General features: G+C 68.8%; 15 protein-coding genes. 4 read left to right on the top strand and 11 right to left on the bottom strand.

All coding sequences use genetic code 11. The annotated features are described in order from the left end of the window. Positions 1–31 precede the first annotated feature (31 nt). The 3 genes from ACFVTC_RS18855 to ACFVTC_RS18845 form a co-directional block, all read right to left on the bottom strand. A complete protein-coding gene (locus ACFVTC_RS18855; protein WP_390128273.1) occupies positions 32–1,240 on the bottom strand; it encodes a PucR family transcriptional regulator in 1,209 nt (402 codons plus the stop codon). Positions 1,241–1,711: 471 nt separating this feature from the next. Beyond that, complete coding sequence (locus ACFVTC_RS18850; RefSeq protein ID WP_390128271.1) at positions 1,712–2,479, bottom strand: class I SAM-dependent methyltransferase; 768 nt, start codon at positions 2,477–2,479, stop codon at positions 1,712–1,714. A 239-nt stretch (positions 2,480–2,718) separates the two neighbouring features. After that, positions 2,719–3,369, bottom strand: coding sequence for a uracil-DNA glycosylase (locus ACFVTC_RS18845; RefSeq protein ID WP_390128269.1), 651 nt, complete (start codon positions 3,367–3,369; stop codon positions 2,719–2,721). On the opposite strand from ACFVTC_RS18845, the gene ACFVTC_RS18840 reads away from it, so the two are divergent. Further along, positions 3,353–3,484, top strand: a complete 132-nt coding sequence (locus tag ACFVTC_RS18840; RefSeq protein WP_390128267.1) for a hypothetical protein — start codon at positions 3,353–3,355, stop codon at positions 3,482–3,484. The genes ACFVTC_RS18845 and ACFVTC_RS18840 overlap by 17 nt on opposite strands. 59 nt (positions 3,485–3,543) lie before the next feature. Here the strand turns inward: ACFVTC_RS18840 and ACFVTC_RS18835 are convergent, their stop codons facing one another. The 7 genes from ACFVTC_RS18835 to ACFVTC_RS18805 form a co-directional block, all read right to left on the bottom strand. Then, entirely contained in the window at positions 3,544–4,446 is a 903-nt protein-coding gene (locus ACFVTC_RS18835; protein ID WP_390128265.1) for an alpha/beta fold hydrolase, read from the bottom strand. 165 nt (positions 4,447–4,611) lie between these two features. Beyond that, on the bottom strand, positions 4,612–5,487 hold the full coding sequence (locus ACFVTC_RS18830) for an alpha/beta fold hydrolase (RefSeq protein WP_390128263.1): 876 nt from the start codon (positions 5,485–5,487) through the stop codon (positions 4,612–4,614). 150 nt (positions 5,488–5,637) lie between these two features. Further along, positions 5,638–6,417, bottom strand: coding sequence for an SDR family oxidoreductase (locus tag ACFVTC_RS18825; RefSeq protein ID WP_390128261.1), 780 nt, complete (start codon positions 6,415–6,417; stop codon positions 5,638–5,640). A gap of 189 nt (positions 6,418–6,606) precedes the next feature. Further along, positions 6,607–6,897 (bottom strand): putative quinol monooxygenase, encoded by a 291-nt coding sequence (locus tag ACFVTC_RS18820; protein ID WP_390128258.1) that lies wholly within the window; start codon positions 6,895–6,897, stop codon positions 6,607–6,609. A gap of 263 nt (positions 6,898–7,160) precedes the next feature. Then, on the bottom strand, positions 7,161–7,634 hold the full coding sequence (locus ACFVTC_RS18815; protein ID WP_390128256.1) for a VOC family protein: 474 nt from the start codon (positions 7,632–7,634) through the stop codon (positions 7,161–7,163). A gap of 1 nt (position 7,635) precedes the next feature. Further along, complete coding sequence (locus tag ACFVTC_RS18810) at positions 7,636–7,893, bottom strand: SDR family oxidoreductase (RefSeq protein WP_390128254.1); 258 nt, start codon at positions 7,891–7,893, stop codon at positions 7,636–7,638. A gap of 164 nt (positions 7,894–8,057) precedes the next feature. After that, a complete protein-coding gene (locus ACFVTC_RS18805) occupies positions 8,058–8,999 on the bottom strand; it encodes an SDR family NAD(P)-dependent oxidoreductase (protein ID WP_390128252.1) in 942 nt (313 codons plus the stop codon). 176 nt (positions 9,000–9,175) lie between these two features. Here ACFVTC_RS18805 and ACFVTC_RS18800 point away from each other — a divergent pair, with 176 nt between their 5' ends. Beyond that, positions 9,176–9,760 carry a TetR/AcrR family transcriptional regulator gene (locus ACFVTC_RS18800; RefSeq protein ID WP_390128250.1) on the top strand — a complete coding sequence of 195 codons (585 nt, stop codon included), beginning with the start codon at positions 9,176–9,178 and terminating at the stop codon, positions 9,758–9,760. A gap of 181 nt (positions 9,761–9,941) precedes the next feature. On the opposite strand, the gene ACFVTC_RS18795 is transcribed toward ACFVTC_RS18800, so the two are convergent. Continuing rightward, complete coding sequence (locus ACFVTC_RS18795) at positions 9,942–10,817, bottom strand: helix-turn-helix transcriptional regulator (protein ID WP_390128248.1); 876 nt, start codon at positions 10,815–10,817, stop codon at positions 9,942–9,944. A 190-nt stretch (positions 10,818–11,007) separates the two neighbouring features. Here ACFVTC_RS18795 and ACFVTC_RS18790 point away from each other — a divergent pair, with 190 nt between their 5' ends. Both ACFVTC_RS18790 and ACFVTC_RS18785 read left to right on the top strand, forming a co-directional pair. Continuing rightward, positions 11,008–11,796 (top strand): SDR family oxidoreductase, encoded by a 789-nt coding sequence (locus tag ACFVTC_RS18790; RefSeq protein ID WP_390128246.1) that lies wholly within the window; start codon positions 11,008–11,010, stop codon positions 11,794–11,796. Positions 11,797–12,074: 278 nt separating this feature from the next. Beyond that, positions 12,075–13,118 carry a zinc-binding dehydrogenase gene (locus tag ACFVTC_RS18785; protein WP_390128244.1) on the top strand — a complete coding sequence of 348 codons (1,044 nt, stop codon included), beginning with the start codon at positions 12,075–12,077 and terminating at the stop codon, positions 13,116–13,118. The last annotated feature ends 52 nt before the right edge of the window (positions 13,119–13,170 follow it).

Below are 13,170 nucleotides of genomic sequence, written 5' to 3'. Positions count from 1 at the left end.
CCCGGACGGGTACCCCGTGGAGAGGCAGGACCTAGTCGAAGGCGTCCGACCGCCCGGAGGGCGACTGTACGGCCGGGGCGACGGTCTCCCAGGTGACGGCGAGCAGCACGAGGGTGCGGTCCCGCTGGTCCTTGAGCGACAGACCGGTCAGCCTCTCTATCCGACCCACCCGGTACAGCAGCGTGTTGCGGTGCACCGGCAGCGCGGCCGCTGCCGCAGTGCTGTCGAAGCCGTGGACGGCGAGGCACCGCAGGGTGTCCGCCAGATCCACGGCTTCGGCACGCTCCAGCGGACCGAAGACCCGTCGGACGATCCGGCCGGAGGCTTCCGGGGAGTCGGCCAGCAGCAGTTCGGGCAGGTAGTCGTCGGCGCGTACCCGGCCCCGGCGTCCGGACCGGGCCGCGATCGCGAGCAACGCGCGCAGGCCGTCGACCGCCGCGCCGAGCCGGTCGCGGGCGAGTGGCGGGTCCTGGGCCAGGATCAGCCGCGGGTCGTCGAGAAACGCCCCCCAGCCGAACCCGGACGGTGTCAGCCCGGTCACCCGGACCCCCTCGGTGAACGCGAGGGCCTCTGCCGTGCGCAGCCGCGACGCGAGGTCGGCGTGCGAGGCGACCGTGGCCCCGGCCAGCCGGGCGGCGAACGGACGGTACGGTTCCGTCAGATCGAACCCGAGCCGGGCGGCCCGGTCCCGGTCCTCGATCGTGACCGGCAGCCGCGCGCACAACCGGTCGAACAAGGCTCGGGCGCGCCGGTCTCCGGCTGTGGACGGCGCGTCCTGCTGGTCGGCGTAGGCCCGCGCGAACACGTCCACCACCAGGTCGAGGTAGTCCTCCAGACAGCCCCAGACCGTGTCCCACTCCGCGACGAGCACCGCCCGGTCCTCGTCACCCGCCAGGTCGAGCAGCGCCTCCCAGAACATCCGCGCACCACGGCGGTAGACCAGGATGCTGCCCTCGATCGGCTGGCCGGCGACGGCTCGGGCGCGCAGGAACTCGTGCAGTTCGGAACGGAGATAACTGTCCGGCGGGATCCCGTTGACCATCCAGCGCATTACGAGGTCGACGTTCCAGCGCACCACGGCCGTCCGGTCCACCGGCCACTCGAACCCGGTGTAGGCCGGCAACCGGCTGAACCCGGCCTCCATCCGACGCACCACGACGCCGACGTCGAAGCGCTCCAGAACACGCCGCAGTTCACCACCGCCTGCCGCACTCGCACCGGACGGGGGAAGCACATTCACGGACCCGATCCTTCCACATCCGTGCGCCCGTCCGGGCCCTCGATACCTGAGCACTCCGGGACCCGTCGAGCCCCTGACGCCCTCGAACGTCTCCCCAACCAGTTCGTGGTTCACGATGCCATCGACTCCCCTGCCGACGACCCAGCCGCCGAGCACTTGTCGGGGATGGGCCCGCCGGCACGGATTCAGCACACATGAGGCCGGGAAGCGCCGTGAGAACTACGGAGGAGCGTTTCCCCAGGTCGGACGCCTCAACGTCGAAGTTTCCGCAGGTCACAGCACCGCCCAGGGAAAACTCCCAAAGCGGGTGTCGCGGATTGGCATCCCGCCGGGGGCGCCAGGCAAAAGGCCCCGGACCGATCATGGTCCGGGGCCTTTGACATCCGGTTTTGACATCAACGGGGACGGTCACTGACGACCGCGGTGCCTCCTGAGCGTCGTGGCGAACGGTCCGCGAAGCGGTGTGATCGCCTACTTGCTGGCGCGCGCCATGAGCAGCGGCTGGAAGAAACCCGTCTCGTGCGGCATTCGCCACTCGGGGTCGACGAACCCCGCGTCGGTCACGAGGCCGGCCAGCCGGTCCCGGCCGAGCGCCCAGTAGACGGTCCGACGGACCCTGACGCGCCATTCTCCGCCGGTCGGCAGCAGTTGGAAGTGCTCCACGTCGTAGTGCTCGCCGTCCTCGTGCCAGTGCCAGAGTTGGAAGGTGACGGTCCGTTCTCCCCCGTCCGTGGCCTGGTGGACCTGTGGAGACGCCGAAGCAGGTCGGTTGCGCAGCAGGTCATCGTAGGAACGAGTGCTGAGCAACAGCAGGCCGGCTGGACGCAGCACGCGGCGCATCTCCGCCAGGGCGGCGCGGACGTCCTGCTCCGTCAGCAGATGGGGCAGGGCGTTGTCGGCACAGACGACGGTGTCGAACCGGCCGTCGGGAAACGGCAGGCGTCGCATGTCGGCAACGCCCGTGCGCAGCGTCACACCGCGGTGGGCGGCCTCACGGACGGCGCGGGCGGCGGCGCGGGCGCTGAGGTCCGTGCCGGTGACACGGTGGCCGCGCAGCGCCAGGCCGATGGCCTGCGTGCCGATGCCGCAGGAGCAGTCGAGCACTGACGCGTTGTCCTGGCCCATCAGGCCGTCCAGGGCGTCTCCCTGCCGACGAATGCTTGCGTCCCAGTCTGCGTAGATCAGGTGGTAGTCATCGGCCAGCTCGTCGTAGAAATGTGCCACCGAGGTCTCAGGCATGACCCGAGGCTACTGTGCGTAACGCCCGGCGCAAGGCCCCGGACCGATCACGGGTCCGGGGCCCTTGACGCGACCGACGTCGGCAACTCCCCACCCGGTCGCCGGCCGATGGCCGTCTGACCGACCGCGTCGGCTTCCACGCGGTCAGCGGCCCTGGGCCGGAGGACAGCGCACGGTCTTCACGGATGTGGCGGTGGGCGTCGTACCGCAGCGGGGGCGACCATGGTTGCGTGGACGCGTCAAAGCTCGGCGTGATGTTCCTCGTCGAGCTGGGCGAGCCGGTTTGCGAAGATTCGGGCGCCGCCCTGTGCCGGATGGCGTAGGGGGATCGCCGTCACGCCGTTGCGGGCGAGCGCGCCCTGGGCCTTGCGGCCGACCGCGACGACGGTCGTGATCCGGAATGCGGCCGCCAGTGCGAGGGCGACGGGTGTGCCCGCCGCTATCTCGGCGGCGCGCGGCGGGCGGTTGGTGGCGGGGCGGCCGGGCTCGTGCGGGTGGTTTGGGTACACGGGCCAGAACATCGGCAGCGGACCCCGCAGCGCGGCCACGGTACGCCAGACCACGGTAGATGAAGCCTCCGACAGGGCGGGCGGATCGACGGGAATCTCGAAGCCGTCCCCGTCTGGGTCGCCGGTGATCAGCCCGGGTCTGGCGCGTAGTTGGGCCACGCTCATGAACGGGAGCCCGGTGACGGCGTGTCCGCGGTAGCCAGGCGCTTCACCGATGAGGAGCATTCGAGGACGAATGCGGTCCATCAGCTCCAGGTACCGTCGGAGGTTCCGCTCTCGGAGTCTGCCGGCGGCCCCCCGCCCGTACAAGAACTGTGCGTCGTCTCCCTGGGGCAGCGCGTGCAGCAACTTCCAGAACCGGTCGATGTCTGCCTTCTTCATCGCCGCTCCCTCCAGCAGCTTCACCGGCGGCCGGCGGGGACGCATGGGCGCGACACTGCATCTGAGCACCGACGATACCGTCGTTCAGATCGCCATCGCCATCGCCGCGCCATAGGCGCACTTGCGCTGGGCGGGGCGACCTGGAGGCATTCTCAACTTCCGTCTGCTCCGCGGTTATCCGCCGGTCTGCTGAAACCATTCGCGAAGGCGTTCCAGGAGTTTCTCAGGCTGCTCCTCGGCCATCCAGTGTCCCGAATCTTCGACGGGTCGGACGGTGACGTTCTCGGCGACCTCCGAGAGCATCTTCTCGGCTATGGGGAGGAAGAAGCTCGCGGTACCTCCCAGTCCGAGCACGGGCATTTTGAGTTTCCCTTTTTCCGCCAGGATGCGCCGGTTGTCTTCTGCGTCCTTCTCGAAGGCTCTGAAGAGCTCGATGCCCGCTCGCATGGCTCCGGGCTGCGTGTAGTCGGCGACGTAGCGCTCCGTGTCCGCGATCGAGATCGCATCGGGGTTCGCACTCAGTCTGACGTAGAACGAGCGCAGGTAGGGGAACTCGTGGCCTTCGATGAGCATCTCGGCAGCGTTGTCCGCTGCTCCGTGCAGGTGGAAGTGCCAGATCCTGTTCTCGCTGTACTTGCTCGTCGCCACGGCGCTTTCGTATCCGGCGGTGCCCGGGATCGGCGCCTCCGACATCATGAGGCGCGTGACCTCGTCAGGCCAGAGGGACGCGTAGGCGTAGCCGACCAGCATCCCGAGGTCGTGGCTGACGATCGTGATCGGCTTTCGCACGCCGAGGTGATGCAGCAATGCCCTGATGTCGCCTGCCATCGTTTGTTTGTCGTAGCCGCCTGGGGGCTTCGATGATCCGCCGGCGCCTCGGACGTCTGGTGCCACGACGAACCAGCCGTCAGAACGCAGCGGTTCGATGATGTGGCGCCATTCCCACCAGGTCTGCGGCCAGCCGTGAATCAATACGATCGTCCGGTCGTCCCCACCCTGAGCCGGGGATGTACCGGCGGTCACATAGTGGATACGGACACCCTCGTGCTCGAACATGTTGTGGTGAAAGTCAGGCATTGCGCTTCTCCTGATGAGGTCTGGCGGTCTCGGGCTGAGGCTCCGCCGGTTATGTGGCAGAAGCCCCCTCTCGACGCCGTCGCACTTGCGAGCCGGATTCACGGACATATCCAGTTGGGGCCACCCTGAACGCAACCGCTCCAGGGCATGCTTGGCATACGTCCGCTACTTCGAGGCTGCCCGCACGTGCTTGCGGATGTGTTCCGCCCAGGTCTCCGGGGAGTCGACGGGGCTGAAGTGTCCGGTGTTCTCCATGAAGTGGAGGTCGTAGTCGCTGTAGTAGTCGCCGAGCGTGTCGCTCCATTCCGTGGGGAAGAGCGCGTCGCTGTCCGGCCACAGGATGGTGATGTTCTTCGAGAACCTGTCCTCGGGCGCCGGTTTGGTCTCGTTGGCGTAGAAGGTGATGGGGTTGCCCTCGGGGTAGCGGAACCACATCGCGCTGGCCACGAACTCGCCCGGCTTCGAGTGGTTCTCGGTGAGGTGGTCCAGGAGCACGTCGACCGCGGGGGAGCCGGGAGGCGACCAGCTCACCAGGTTCTCCCGGAGCGCGGCGCGGACGGCTTCCGGTTTTCCGTCGATCAGGTCCTCGACCAGCCGGGTTTTGTACATGATGGCGTGCAGGAAGGCGTTGACGGCCTTCTCCTCCAGGATCCGCCGGCCGACGCCCAGAGTCGGCGGCGCGATGACCAGGGAGTGCGCCAGGTCCGGGCGTTTCATGGCGATGGTCTGGACGCTGAAGCTGCCCACGTCATAGCCGCACAGCACGGCGTTGCTGATGCCCAGGTCGTCGATGAGTGCGATGAGGGCGTCGACCTGCCCGGTGAGCGAGTAGGCGTTGCCGACATCCTCCAGATGCTTGTCGGATTTCCCGTACCCGCGCAGGTCCGGTGTCACCACGTCGACGTCGTCGCCCAGAAGCGGCACCACGCGGGAGAACTCCATGTGATCGCCCGGGTTGCCGTGGACGAGGACCACGGGTGTTCCGCTGCCGGAGCGTTCGTAGTAGTTACGGAAACCCTGCACGGGCTGGGAGAAAGGCATGCGGATCGCCTCCGTGAAGGGTCAGGAGGATTTCGTCTGATAGGTCGGTGGCTTCCTTGAGTTTTGGCCGAAGGTGACGATGGTCGGCAGAGACCCGTTCCTGCTTCGCGCCGTGGAGTTGGGGCGAAAGCAGGCGGGGCTTGGCCTGGGTCAGCTGGGCTGGGCGGTGGGCATGATGAAGACCTGCGGGAGGTTGACGCGCAGCGGCAGGGAGGCGATGAAGCCGACCGTGCGTGCGATGTCGTGGGGCTGGAGCCAGTCGATCGTCTCCTTCGAGCCTTCCAGCCAGGCGGTGGCGCCTTCGTCGGTGACATGGGACTGCAGCTCCGTGCCGACGATGCCGGGCTCGATCGCGGAGACCCGCACCTTTTTCGGGCCCAGTTCCATCCGGAGGTGCTTGGACAGGTGGGTGACGAACGCTTTGGTGGCGGCGTAGACGGCGAAGGTCGGGTAGAGGTTCTGCGCGGCGCTGGAGGAGTTGTTGATCAGGTCGGCGACGCCGCGTTCGGCGGCGGCCCGTACCAGTTGGGGGGTGAAGGCGCCGATGACGTTCATCAGGCCGGAGATGTTCAGGTCGATCTGGCGCTGCCACTGGTCGGCGCGCAGCTCCTCGATGGGTGCGGGGAGCATGACGCCCGCGTTGTTGAAGAGCAGGTCGGCGTCGCCCAGCTCCGCCTGCACGCGGTCGGCGGCGGTCTGCACGGCGGCGGTGTCGGTGACGTCGACGGTGAGGGCCATAGCCGTACCGCCGTTCTTGCGGATGCGCGCGACGAGGTCGTCGAGGCGGTCCGCGCGTCGGGCCAGCACGGCGACCTTCGCGCCCAGCGACGCCAGGTGCTCGGCCGACGCCTCACCGATACCGCTCGACGCGCCGGTGACGACAGCCACCCGACCGTCCAGGGAGTCGGTGGCAGAGATCTTCGTGGTCATGGAAAGAACACCTTCTGGAAGCTCGGTGGGTAGAGGGTCTGAGGGCGCCCGGCGATGTCTTGACCGGTTCGGTTAGGGTCCAGCCGGATCACGTGGCGGAGTCGTGGCCTCGCAGCGCCGTGCTTCCGGCGAATCGGGGATCCAGCCGAACCAGAGACGGGATTCGCGCAGGCTGTGCAGGTACTCAGCTCAGCGCGGGATCTCTTCGTAGTGGTGCTCGTCGTAGTTCGACTTCAGATAGCCGTTGACGATGTCGTTGAAGTGGATCCAGTGGGGTGTCTTGCCATGCGCGGCCAGATGCTCCTGCGACTCCCAGTGCTCGATCAGGGCGTAGCTGTAAGGGTCGTGGGCGTTGCGCCACAGCTGGTACAGGCTGCATCCGTCTTCCTTGTTGGACTCCACCACCATGTGGTTCAGCAGCTTCAGGAACTCCGCCTCATGGTCCTGAGCAACGTCGAAGTACACATTCAGGATGATCATCAGGTTCCTCCTGCGGTACACCCCCAGACAACATCGTCCGTCGTGGCACTGCGCCACGCACCTCGGCACGGACTCCGCGCGGAGTCGCGACCGGACCTGCTGGCGCGCGAGGCGTTGGGCCGCCGCCTGTGACGAGCTCGCCCACGACCACGTTCCCGCAGAGGCCGGCTGAACAGAGCGCGGCAAGCCCGCTTCAGGGAGTGGTCGGCGCGGCTCGGACAGCGTCGCGGACGGACGTTGATCTGCCGCTCAGGGCTGGTCGGTCAGGCTGCGGAGGAGGCCGGTTGTGTCGGCGAATCCGTGGCCTGGGTGGGTTCGAGGAGGTTGCCCTCGAGATCACTGCCGTACGCGAACACGATTCCGGGCCGTGTCTGGACGAGGGCCGGCTCTGTGATCATGCTGCCGCCGAGCGTGATGACCGCGGCGAGGACGGTCTTGAGGTCCTGGACACGCAATGCCCAGTGGAACCAGCCCTGGGTCGCTGCTCCTTCGGTGACGCTGGAGTGTCGCGTGGTGCTGGTGTGCCGCGTGGGTCGCGAGCCGGAGATCTCGGTGAGCTCCCGGCAGAGCCCGGAGTCAGAGGTGAGCAGCGCGGTCCGCACCGCTCCGCCGGCGAGCACGTGAATGCCGTTCGCCCGCAAGCCGAAGGCCCCACAGTAGAAGGAGGCGATGCTGTCCAGGTCGCCGACGGACAGGCCGACGTGGTCGCTGGATGTGGTCTCGCTGAATGTGGTCATCTCAGCGCACCGTGTATCCGCCGTCGACAGGGACGATGGCACCGGTGACGAAGGTCGACCGTCCCGAGCAGAGCCAGACGATCGTGTCGGCGATCTCCTGCGGTTGGGCGATGCGCCCGATGGGATGTCGGGCGATGCGAGCGGCCATGACCTCCGGCGAGGCCCCGCGCTGGGCGAGCGTTACCGGGGTGGCCCGGCCGATGCCGCCGCCGCTGACGAAGGCGCGCAGCCCCTCGAAGCGATCGGTGTCGGTTGTCATGTGACGTTTCACTTCGTGTGGGTCTGGCCGCCTGCGTTGAACGGCCGTTGTCGCGGCGGCGCGCACCTGTGGTGACGCGGAGGTGTGTGACGGGGAAGTGGGGGGCGCTGTCGCCCGGGGCGGGGCGGGGCGGGGCGGGGCGACAGCGCCAGATCCAGCTGTGGCTACCGGCCGCCGGTGGTGAGCTGTATGGACAGGTCCCAGAGCTTGCGGGCGTTGTCGGGGTCGAGGGCGTAGTCGGCGACGCCGCGGCGGACGCCGGGGGTGAAGGAGCCGGCTTCCTGGCAGTCCTCGAAGTACTTCCCGGTGACGTCCTGGACCAGAGGGGATGCCGCCAGGAGGACAGATGTGGCGGCGCCCTGGGCGATGGTCTTCTCCGTGACGCCGGTCTTGCCCGACGGGTCGAACGAGGCGGGCGGGGCGTCCATGTGGCGGCCGAGCCCGGTTCCCCAGATCCGTCCGGGGTTGAGCGCGTTGACCGCGATGCCGTCGGCTGCCCAGCGCTTGGCGGCCTCCACGGCGAAGAGGATGTTCGCGGTCTTGGACTGTGCGTAGGCCAGCCAGGGGTCGTAGGGTCCCGCGGTGAAGTCGGGATCGTCGAAGCGGACCGGGCCGTTGACATGCCCGACGGAGCTGAGCACCGCCACCCGGGCGCCGCGGGCGGCGGCCAGGGCGTCATGGAGACCGACGGTCAGCGCGAAGTGGCCCAGGTGGTTGGTGGCGAACTGCAGTTCCCGGCCGGCCGGGGTGCGCAGTTCGGGGGTGGCCATGATGCCGGCGTTGTCGACCAGGATGTGCAGCGGTCCGGTCCAGTCGGACACGAAGGCCGCGACGGAGGCGGGGTCCGCCAGGTCGAGCCGGGCGGCCCGGGTGCGGGTGTTGCCGGTCTCGTCGGCGATCTCCCGGGCGGCGGCGGTACCGGCCTCCAGGGTCCGTGCCGCGATGGTGACCTCGGCGCCGGCCGAGGCGAGCGCGCGGGCGGTCTCGCGGCCGAGGCCTCCTGCGCCGCCGGTCACAATGGCGCTGCGCCCGGTGAGGTCTACGCCGGCGACAACCTCGGACGCGGTCGACTGCGCACCGAAGGGGGTGGTGACGAGCTGTGTCATGTTCCTGTTCCTGTTTCTTCCCGCCGGACGGTGCCGGGGACGGGTGCAGGCGCAGCGACCGCCTACACTGGCCGTAAGCGGATGCAAGTCCGCTTCCTGGCCGTCGTAAGCGGAGCCGAGTCCGCTTCTGCCTTCTCACCGTAAGCGGACGCGGCTCCGTATTGCAAGGAGATGTGATGCCCCGCTCAATGCGCGCGGACGCCCGGGCGAACCATGAGCGCCTGCTGGAGGTCGCTGCCCAGGCTTTCGCCCAGGAGGGCACCGAGGCGTCGATGAAGGCGATCGCGGCCGAGGCCGGCGTCGGAATCGGGACCCTTTATCGCCGGTTCCCCACCCGCGAGGACCTCATCGAGGCGACCTACCGCAACGAGACCGACCGGCTGTGTGCGTCGGCGCGGCAACTGTTGAACGAACAGACCCCGTCGGCCGCGCTGCGGGCATGGATGGAGGCCTTCGTCGACTACATGCTCACCAAGCGGGGCATGGCGGACGCCCTGCCCGTCATCCTCGCCACCCGCGAAGGCCTGCGCCTGCACAGCCGCGACGCCCTGAAGGCAGCGATGACGACGCTCCTGGAGGCCGGGATTGCCGCCGGACAGGTACGCCAGGACGCGGCACCGAACGACATCCTCATGGCGCTCGGCGGCATCACCCTCATCAGCGGACACGAACGCGAGCGCGATCTCGCCTCCCGGCTCATCACCCTCCTCCTGGACGGCCTCACACCCGGCCGCCACACCGACCCGGCGGCCACCGCGTAGCCAGCCGGGGCCGACAGTCGCTGCCGGCCCCTCTCAAGAGACTATTTGACTAGTCAAGTAGATCGCCTGGGACCCCGGGGGACGGCAGACGGCGAGAGGCGGGCCCCGGGGTGCTCCCTGCATGCGGCGTAGGGCACGGACCCGCCTGTGGATCCGCCTGAGGGGCCGGGGCCGGGGCCGCTCAGCTCCCGGGACCGGTCGGGCGAGGGTCCGGTGTGGTGCCAGTGGTGGATGCGTTCCAGCTGCTGAGGATGCGTAGGGATTCGGCTGTGGTGGTGTCCGGCTCGGCCATGTAGACGCAGAGGGTCTGGTTGTCGTCGGGCAGTTGCATCGACTCGTACGAGAAAACCAGATCGCCGACGAGCGGGTGCCAGTAGCGCGCAGCCCCGTGAGTGTGGCGCAGCACGCGGTGGTCGTTCCACCAGCTACTGAACTCGGGTGATTTTAGGGTCAGTTCGCCGATCAGGTCGGCGAGCCGGCGGTCTCCCGGACAGCGGCCCGCTTCCAGGCGCAGCATGGCCACGGTCTCGCACGCGACCTGTTCCCAGTCGCGGGTGCGTTCGCGGGCCTCGGGGTCGAGGAGGTAGTAGCGGGCGAGATTGCGCCGGGGGACGGGCAGTGCGTCGAAGTCGGTGAGGACGGCGTGGGCGAGACGGTTGGAGGCCAGCACGTCGGTGCGTCGGCCGATGATGAAGGCGGGCACGTGGTCGAGGGTCTGCAGCATGAGGTGCAGGCCCTGGCGGACCCGCTGCGGGTTGACCGGGGCGCGCCGGGCGCCGGGGCGGGCGAGGAGGTCGGTGAGGTGCTCGCGCTCGGCGGTGTCCATGCGCAGAGCGCGGGCCAGGGCGTCGACCACCTCGGGCGAAGGGTGGGCGGCCCTGCCCTGCTCGAGGCGGGTGTAGTACTCGGTGCTCACGCCCGCGAGGCGGGCGGCCTCCTCGCGGCGCAGGCCGGGGACGCGTCGCGGGCGTCCGTCGGCGGGCAGCCCCGCTGACTCGGGAGTGATCCGCGCGCGGCGGGTACGCAGGAAGTCGGCGATCTCGCTGCTGCGGTCCATGCATCCAGTCTGGACCGACCGCACGCCGGTCGTCTCCCGCTGGGTGGTACTGCCGGTACCTGTCTGACCAGGGCCATATCCGGGCCGTTCGGGCCCTTCCCCCGGTGGTCAGCTTGAAGCCGAGGAGCCACCGCGGACGTCGGCGGCACCCCGCTTCGAACCCCGCTGATCTTCCGGAAGGTGTCATTCCATGACCATCGAAACCTTTGCTCAGGCCTCCACCAAGTCCCTTCATGGTCGGGTGGCTGTCGTCACCGGCGCGTCGAGCGGTATCGGTGAGGCGTCGGCCGAGCACCTGGCGTCGCTGGGCGCGAAGGTCGCCGTGCTGGCCCGGCGCGCGGACCGCCTCGACGACCTCGTCGCGCGCATCCGCAAGAACGGCGGTACCGCGGTGGCGGTCACCGTCGACGTCACCGACACCGCCGCCGTGCAGGCCGCCGCCGACCGCGTGCAGGCGGAGCTGGGTGACGCGGACCTGCTCTTCAACAACGCGGGCGTCATGCTCCCCGCACCCATCGAGGAGCTGCGCGCCGACCAGTGGCAGCGCCAGATCGACCTGAACATCTCCGGCCTGATGAACGTCATCGGCGCCTTCACCCCCCAACTGGTACGGGCCGCCGCCGAACGCGGCGTCGCCGACCTGATCAACAACTCCTCCAGCGCCGCGCAGAACCTCTACCCGACCTTCGCCGTCTACGCCGCCACCAAAGCGTTCGTCACCCACCTGTCCAAGCATCTCCGTGTCGAGCTGGGCCCGAAGAAGGTGCGGGTTTCCGCGATCGAGCCCGGCATCGTCGGCACGGAGCTGCAGTCCCATGTCACCGACGAAGGTGCCAGTGCATGGCTGGAGGGGTCGAAGGAGACGATCGACTGGCTCCGGTCGGAGGACATCGCACGCACGGTCGGCTTCATCGCCTCCCTGCCGCTGCGCGTCAACCTCCCGCAGGTCTTCATCATGCCGACGGCGCAGCCGAGCTGACCCGGCCAGGCCGACGCCGTACAGGACACGGAAGAGCAAATCTTCGCAAATGCCTGTATGCACCTTCAAAAGGGGTGAGGGTGGTCGCGACTGTCCCTCACCCCTCACAGCAAACCCCCTTCCACGGATCTCTTGAGATGCCTCGACAGCGCCGTCACGGCCGCCCTGATGCGCACGGGCTGTCGCAAGACCAGCAGACCGTCGGCAAGACCTTGCTCTCGAAGGGCAGTTGACCCACACCACCCGCTCACGAACCACTCGGAAATGGAGCATCACCGATGCGCGCAGCTCTCATGTACGGCGCCGGCGACGTCCGCGTCGAGAACGTCCCCGACTCCGTCATCAAGTACCCGACCGACGCCCTCGTCCGGATCACCGCATCCTGTGTCTGCGGCACCGACCTGTGGCCCTACGCCTCGATGAAGCCCGAGGACGGACCCGCCCGCATGGGACACGAGTTCATCGGCATCGTCGAGGACACCGGCTCGGAGGTGACCACCGTCAAGCGCGGCGACCTGGTCGTCTCCCCCTGGGCCATCTCCGACAACACCTGCGCCTTCTGCCGCGAGGGCCTGAACACCTCGTGTTCCCACCCGCAGGCGAACTTCTGGGACGAGGTGGCGCAGGAGGGCGGTCAGGCCGAAGCCATCCGCGTCCCGCTGGCCGACGGCACCCTCGTCAAGCTCCCCGTCGCCGCGGACTCGGCGCTCATCCCCTCCCTGCTGACGCTCTCCGACGTCTTCGCCACCGGTTACCACGGTGCCGTGTCAGGCGGTGTCAACGAGCGCACCCGCGTCACCGTGATCGGCGACGGAGCCGTCGGCCTGATGGCGGTCCTGTCCGCCAAGCGGCTGGGCGCCGAACAGATCATCCTCATGGGCCGCCACCAGGGCCGCACCGGCCTGGGCCGCGAGTTCGGCGCCACCGACGTCGTCTCCGCCCGCGGCGAGGAAGGCGTCGAAGCGGTCCGCGAGCTCACCGGCGGCCACGGAGCGCACGTGGTCGTGGAAGCCGTCGGCACCAGGCCCGCCTACGAGCAGGCCCTCGGCATCATCCGTCCGGGCGGAACCATCAGCCGGCTCGGTGCCCCGCAGTACGAGGAGGCACCCGTCGGCTTCGGCAGCCTCTTCCGCCACAACATCCGACTCGCTGGAGGCCCTTCGCCGGTCCGCGCCTACATCGAGGAACTGATGCCCGCCATCATCAACGGCGCGATCGAGCCCGGAAAGGTCCTCGACGCCACCACCGACCTCGACGGCGTCCCCGCCGGCTACCAGGACATGGCCGACCGCAAGAGCCTCAAGGTCCTTATCAAGCCCTGACTCCGAGACACCGCTAGGGGTGCGGCCTGCGCCGCACCCCGCCCGACCGTCG

Source organism: Streptomyces sp. NPDC057950, assembly GCF_042887295.1.
GTDB lineage: Bacteria > Actinomycetota > Actinomycetes > Streptomycetales > Streptomycetaceae > Streptomyces > Streptomyces kaempferi.
This window is presented reverse-complemented; position numbering and strand designations above follow the sequence as displayed.

Coding starts and splice junctions, on each gene's coding strand:
- ACFVTC_RS18785 (WP_390128244.1), top strand. CDS start 12,075: ATGCGCGCAGCTCTCATGTACGGCGCCGGCGACGTCCGCGTCGAGAAC.
- ACFVTC_RS18845 (WP_390128269.1), bottom strand. CDS start 3,369: ATGAAGAAGGCAGACATCGACCGGTTCTGGAAGTTGCTGCACGCGCTG.
- ACFVTC_RS18795 (WP_390128248.1), bottom strand. CDS start 10,817: ATGGACCGCAGCAGCGAGATCGCCGACTTCCTGCGTACCCGCCGCGCG.
- ACFVTC_RS18810 (WP_390128254.1), bottom strand. CDS start 7,893: ATGACAACCGACACCGATCGCTTCGAGGGGCTGCGCGCCTTCGTCAGC.
- ACFVTC_RS18835 (WP_390128265.1), bottom strand. CDS start 4,446: ATGCCTGACTTTCACCACAACATGTTCGAGCACGAGGGTGTCCGTATC.
- ACFVTC_RS18825 (WP_390128261.1), bottom strand. CDS start 6,417: ATGACCACGAAGATCTCTGCCACCGACTCCCTGGACGGTCGGGTGGCT.
- ACFVTC_RS18805 (WP_390128252.1), bottom strand. CDS start 8,999: ATGACACAGCTCGTCACCACCCCCTTCGGTGCGCAGTCGACCGCGTCC.
- ACFVTC_RS18815 (WP_390128256.1), bottom strand. CDS start 7,634: ATGACCACATTCAGCGAGACCACATCCAGCGACCACGTCGGCCTGTCC.
- ACFVTC_RS18840 (WP_390128267.1), top strand. CDS start 3,353: ATGTCTGCCTTCTTCATCGCCGCTCCCTCCAGCAGCTTCACCGGCGGC.
- ACFVTC_RS18800 (WP_390128250.1), top strand. CDS start 9,176: ATGCCCCGCTCAATGCGCGCGGACGCCCGGGCGAACCATGAGCGCCTG.
- ACFVTC_RS18850 (WP_390128271.1), bottom strand. CDS start 2,479: ATGCCTGAGACCTCGGTGGCACATTTCTACGACGAGCTGGCCGATGAC.
- ACFVTC_RS18790 (WP_390128246.1), top strand. CDS start 11,008: ATGACCATCGAAACCTTTGCTCAGGCCTCCACCAAGTCCCTTCATGGT.
- ACFVTC_RS18830 (WP_390128263.1), bottom strand. CDS start 5,487: ATGCCTTTCTCCCAGCCCGTGCAGGGTTTCCGTAACTACTACGAACGC.
- ACFVTC_RS18820 (WP_390128258.1), bottom strand. CDS start 6,897: ATGATCATCCTGAATGTGTACTTCGACGTTGCTCAGGACCATGAGGCG.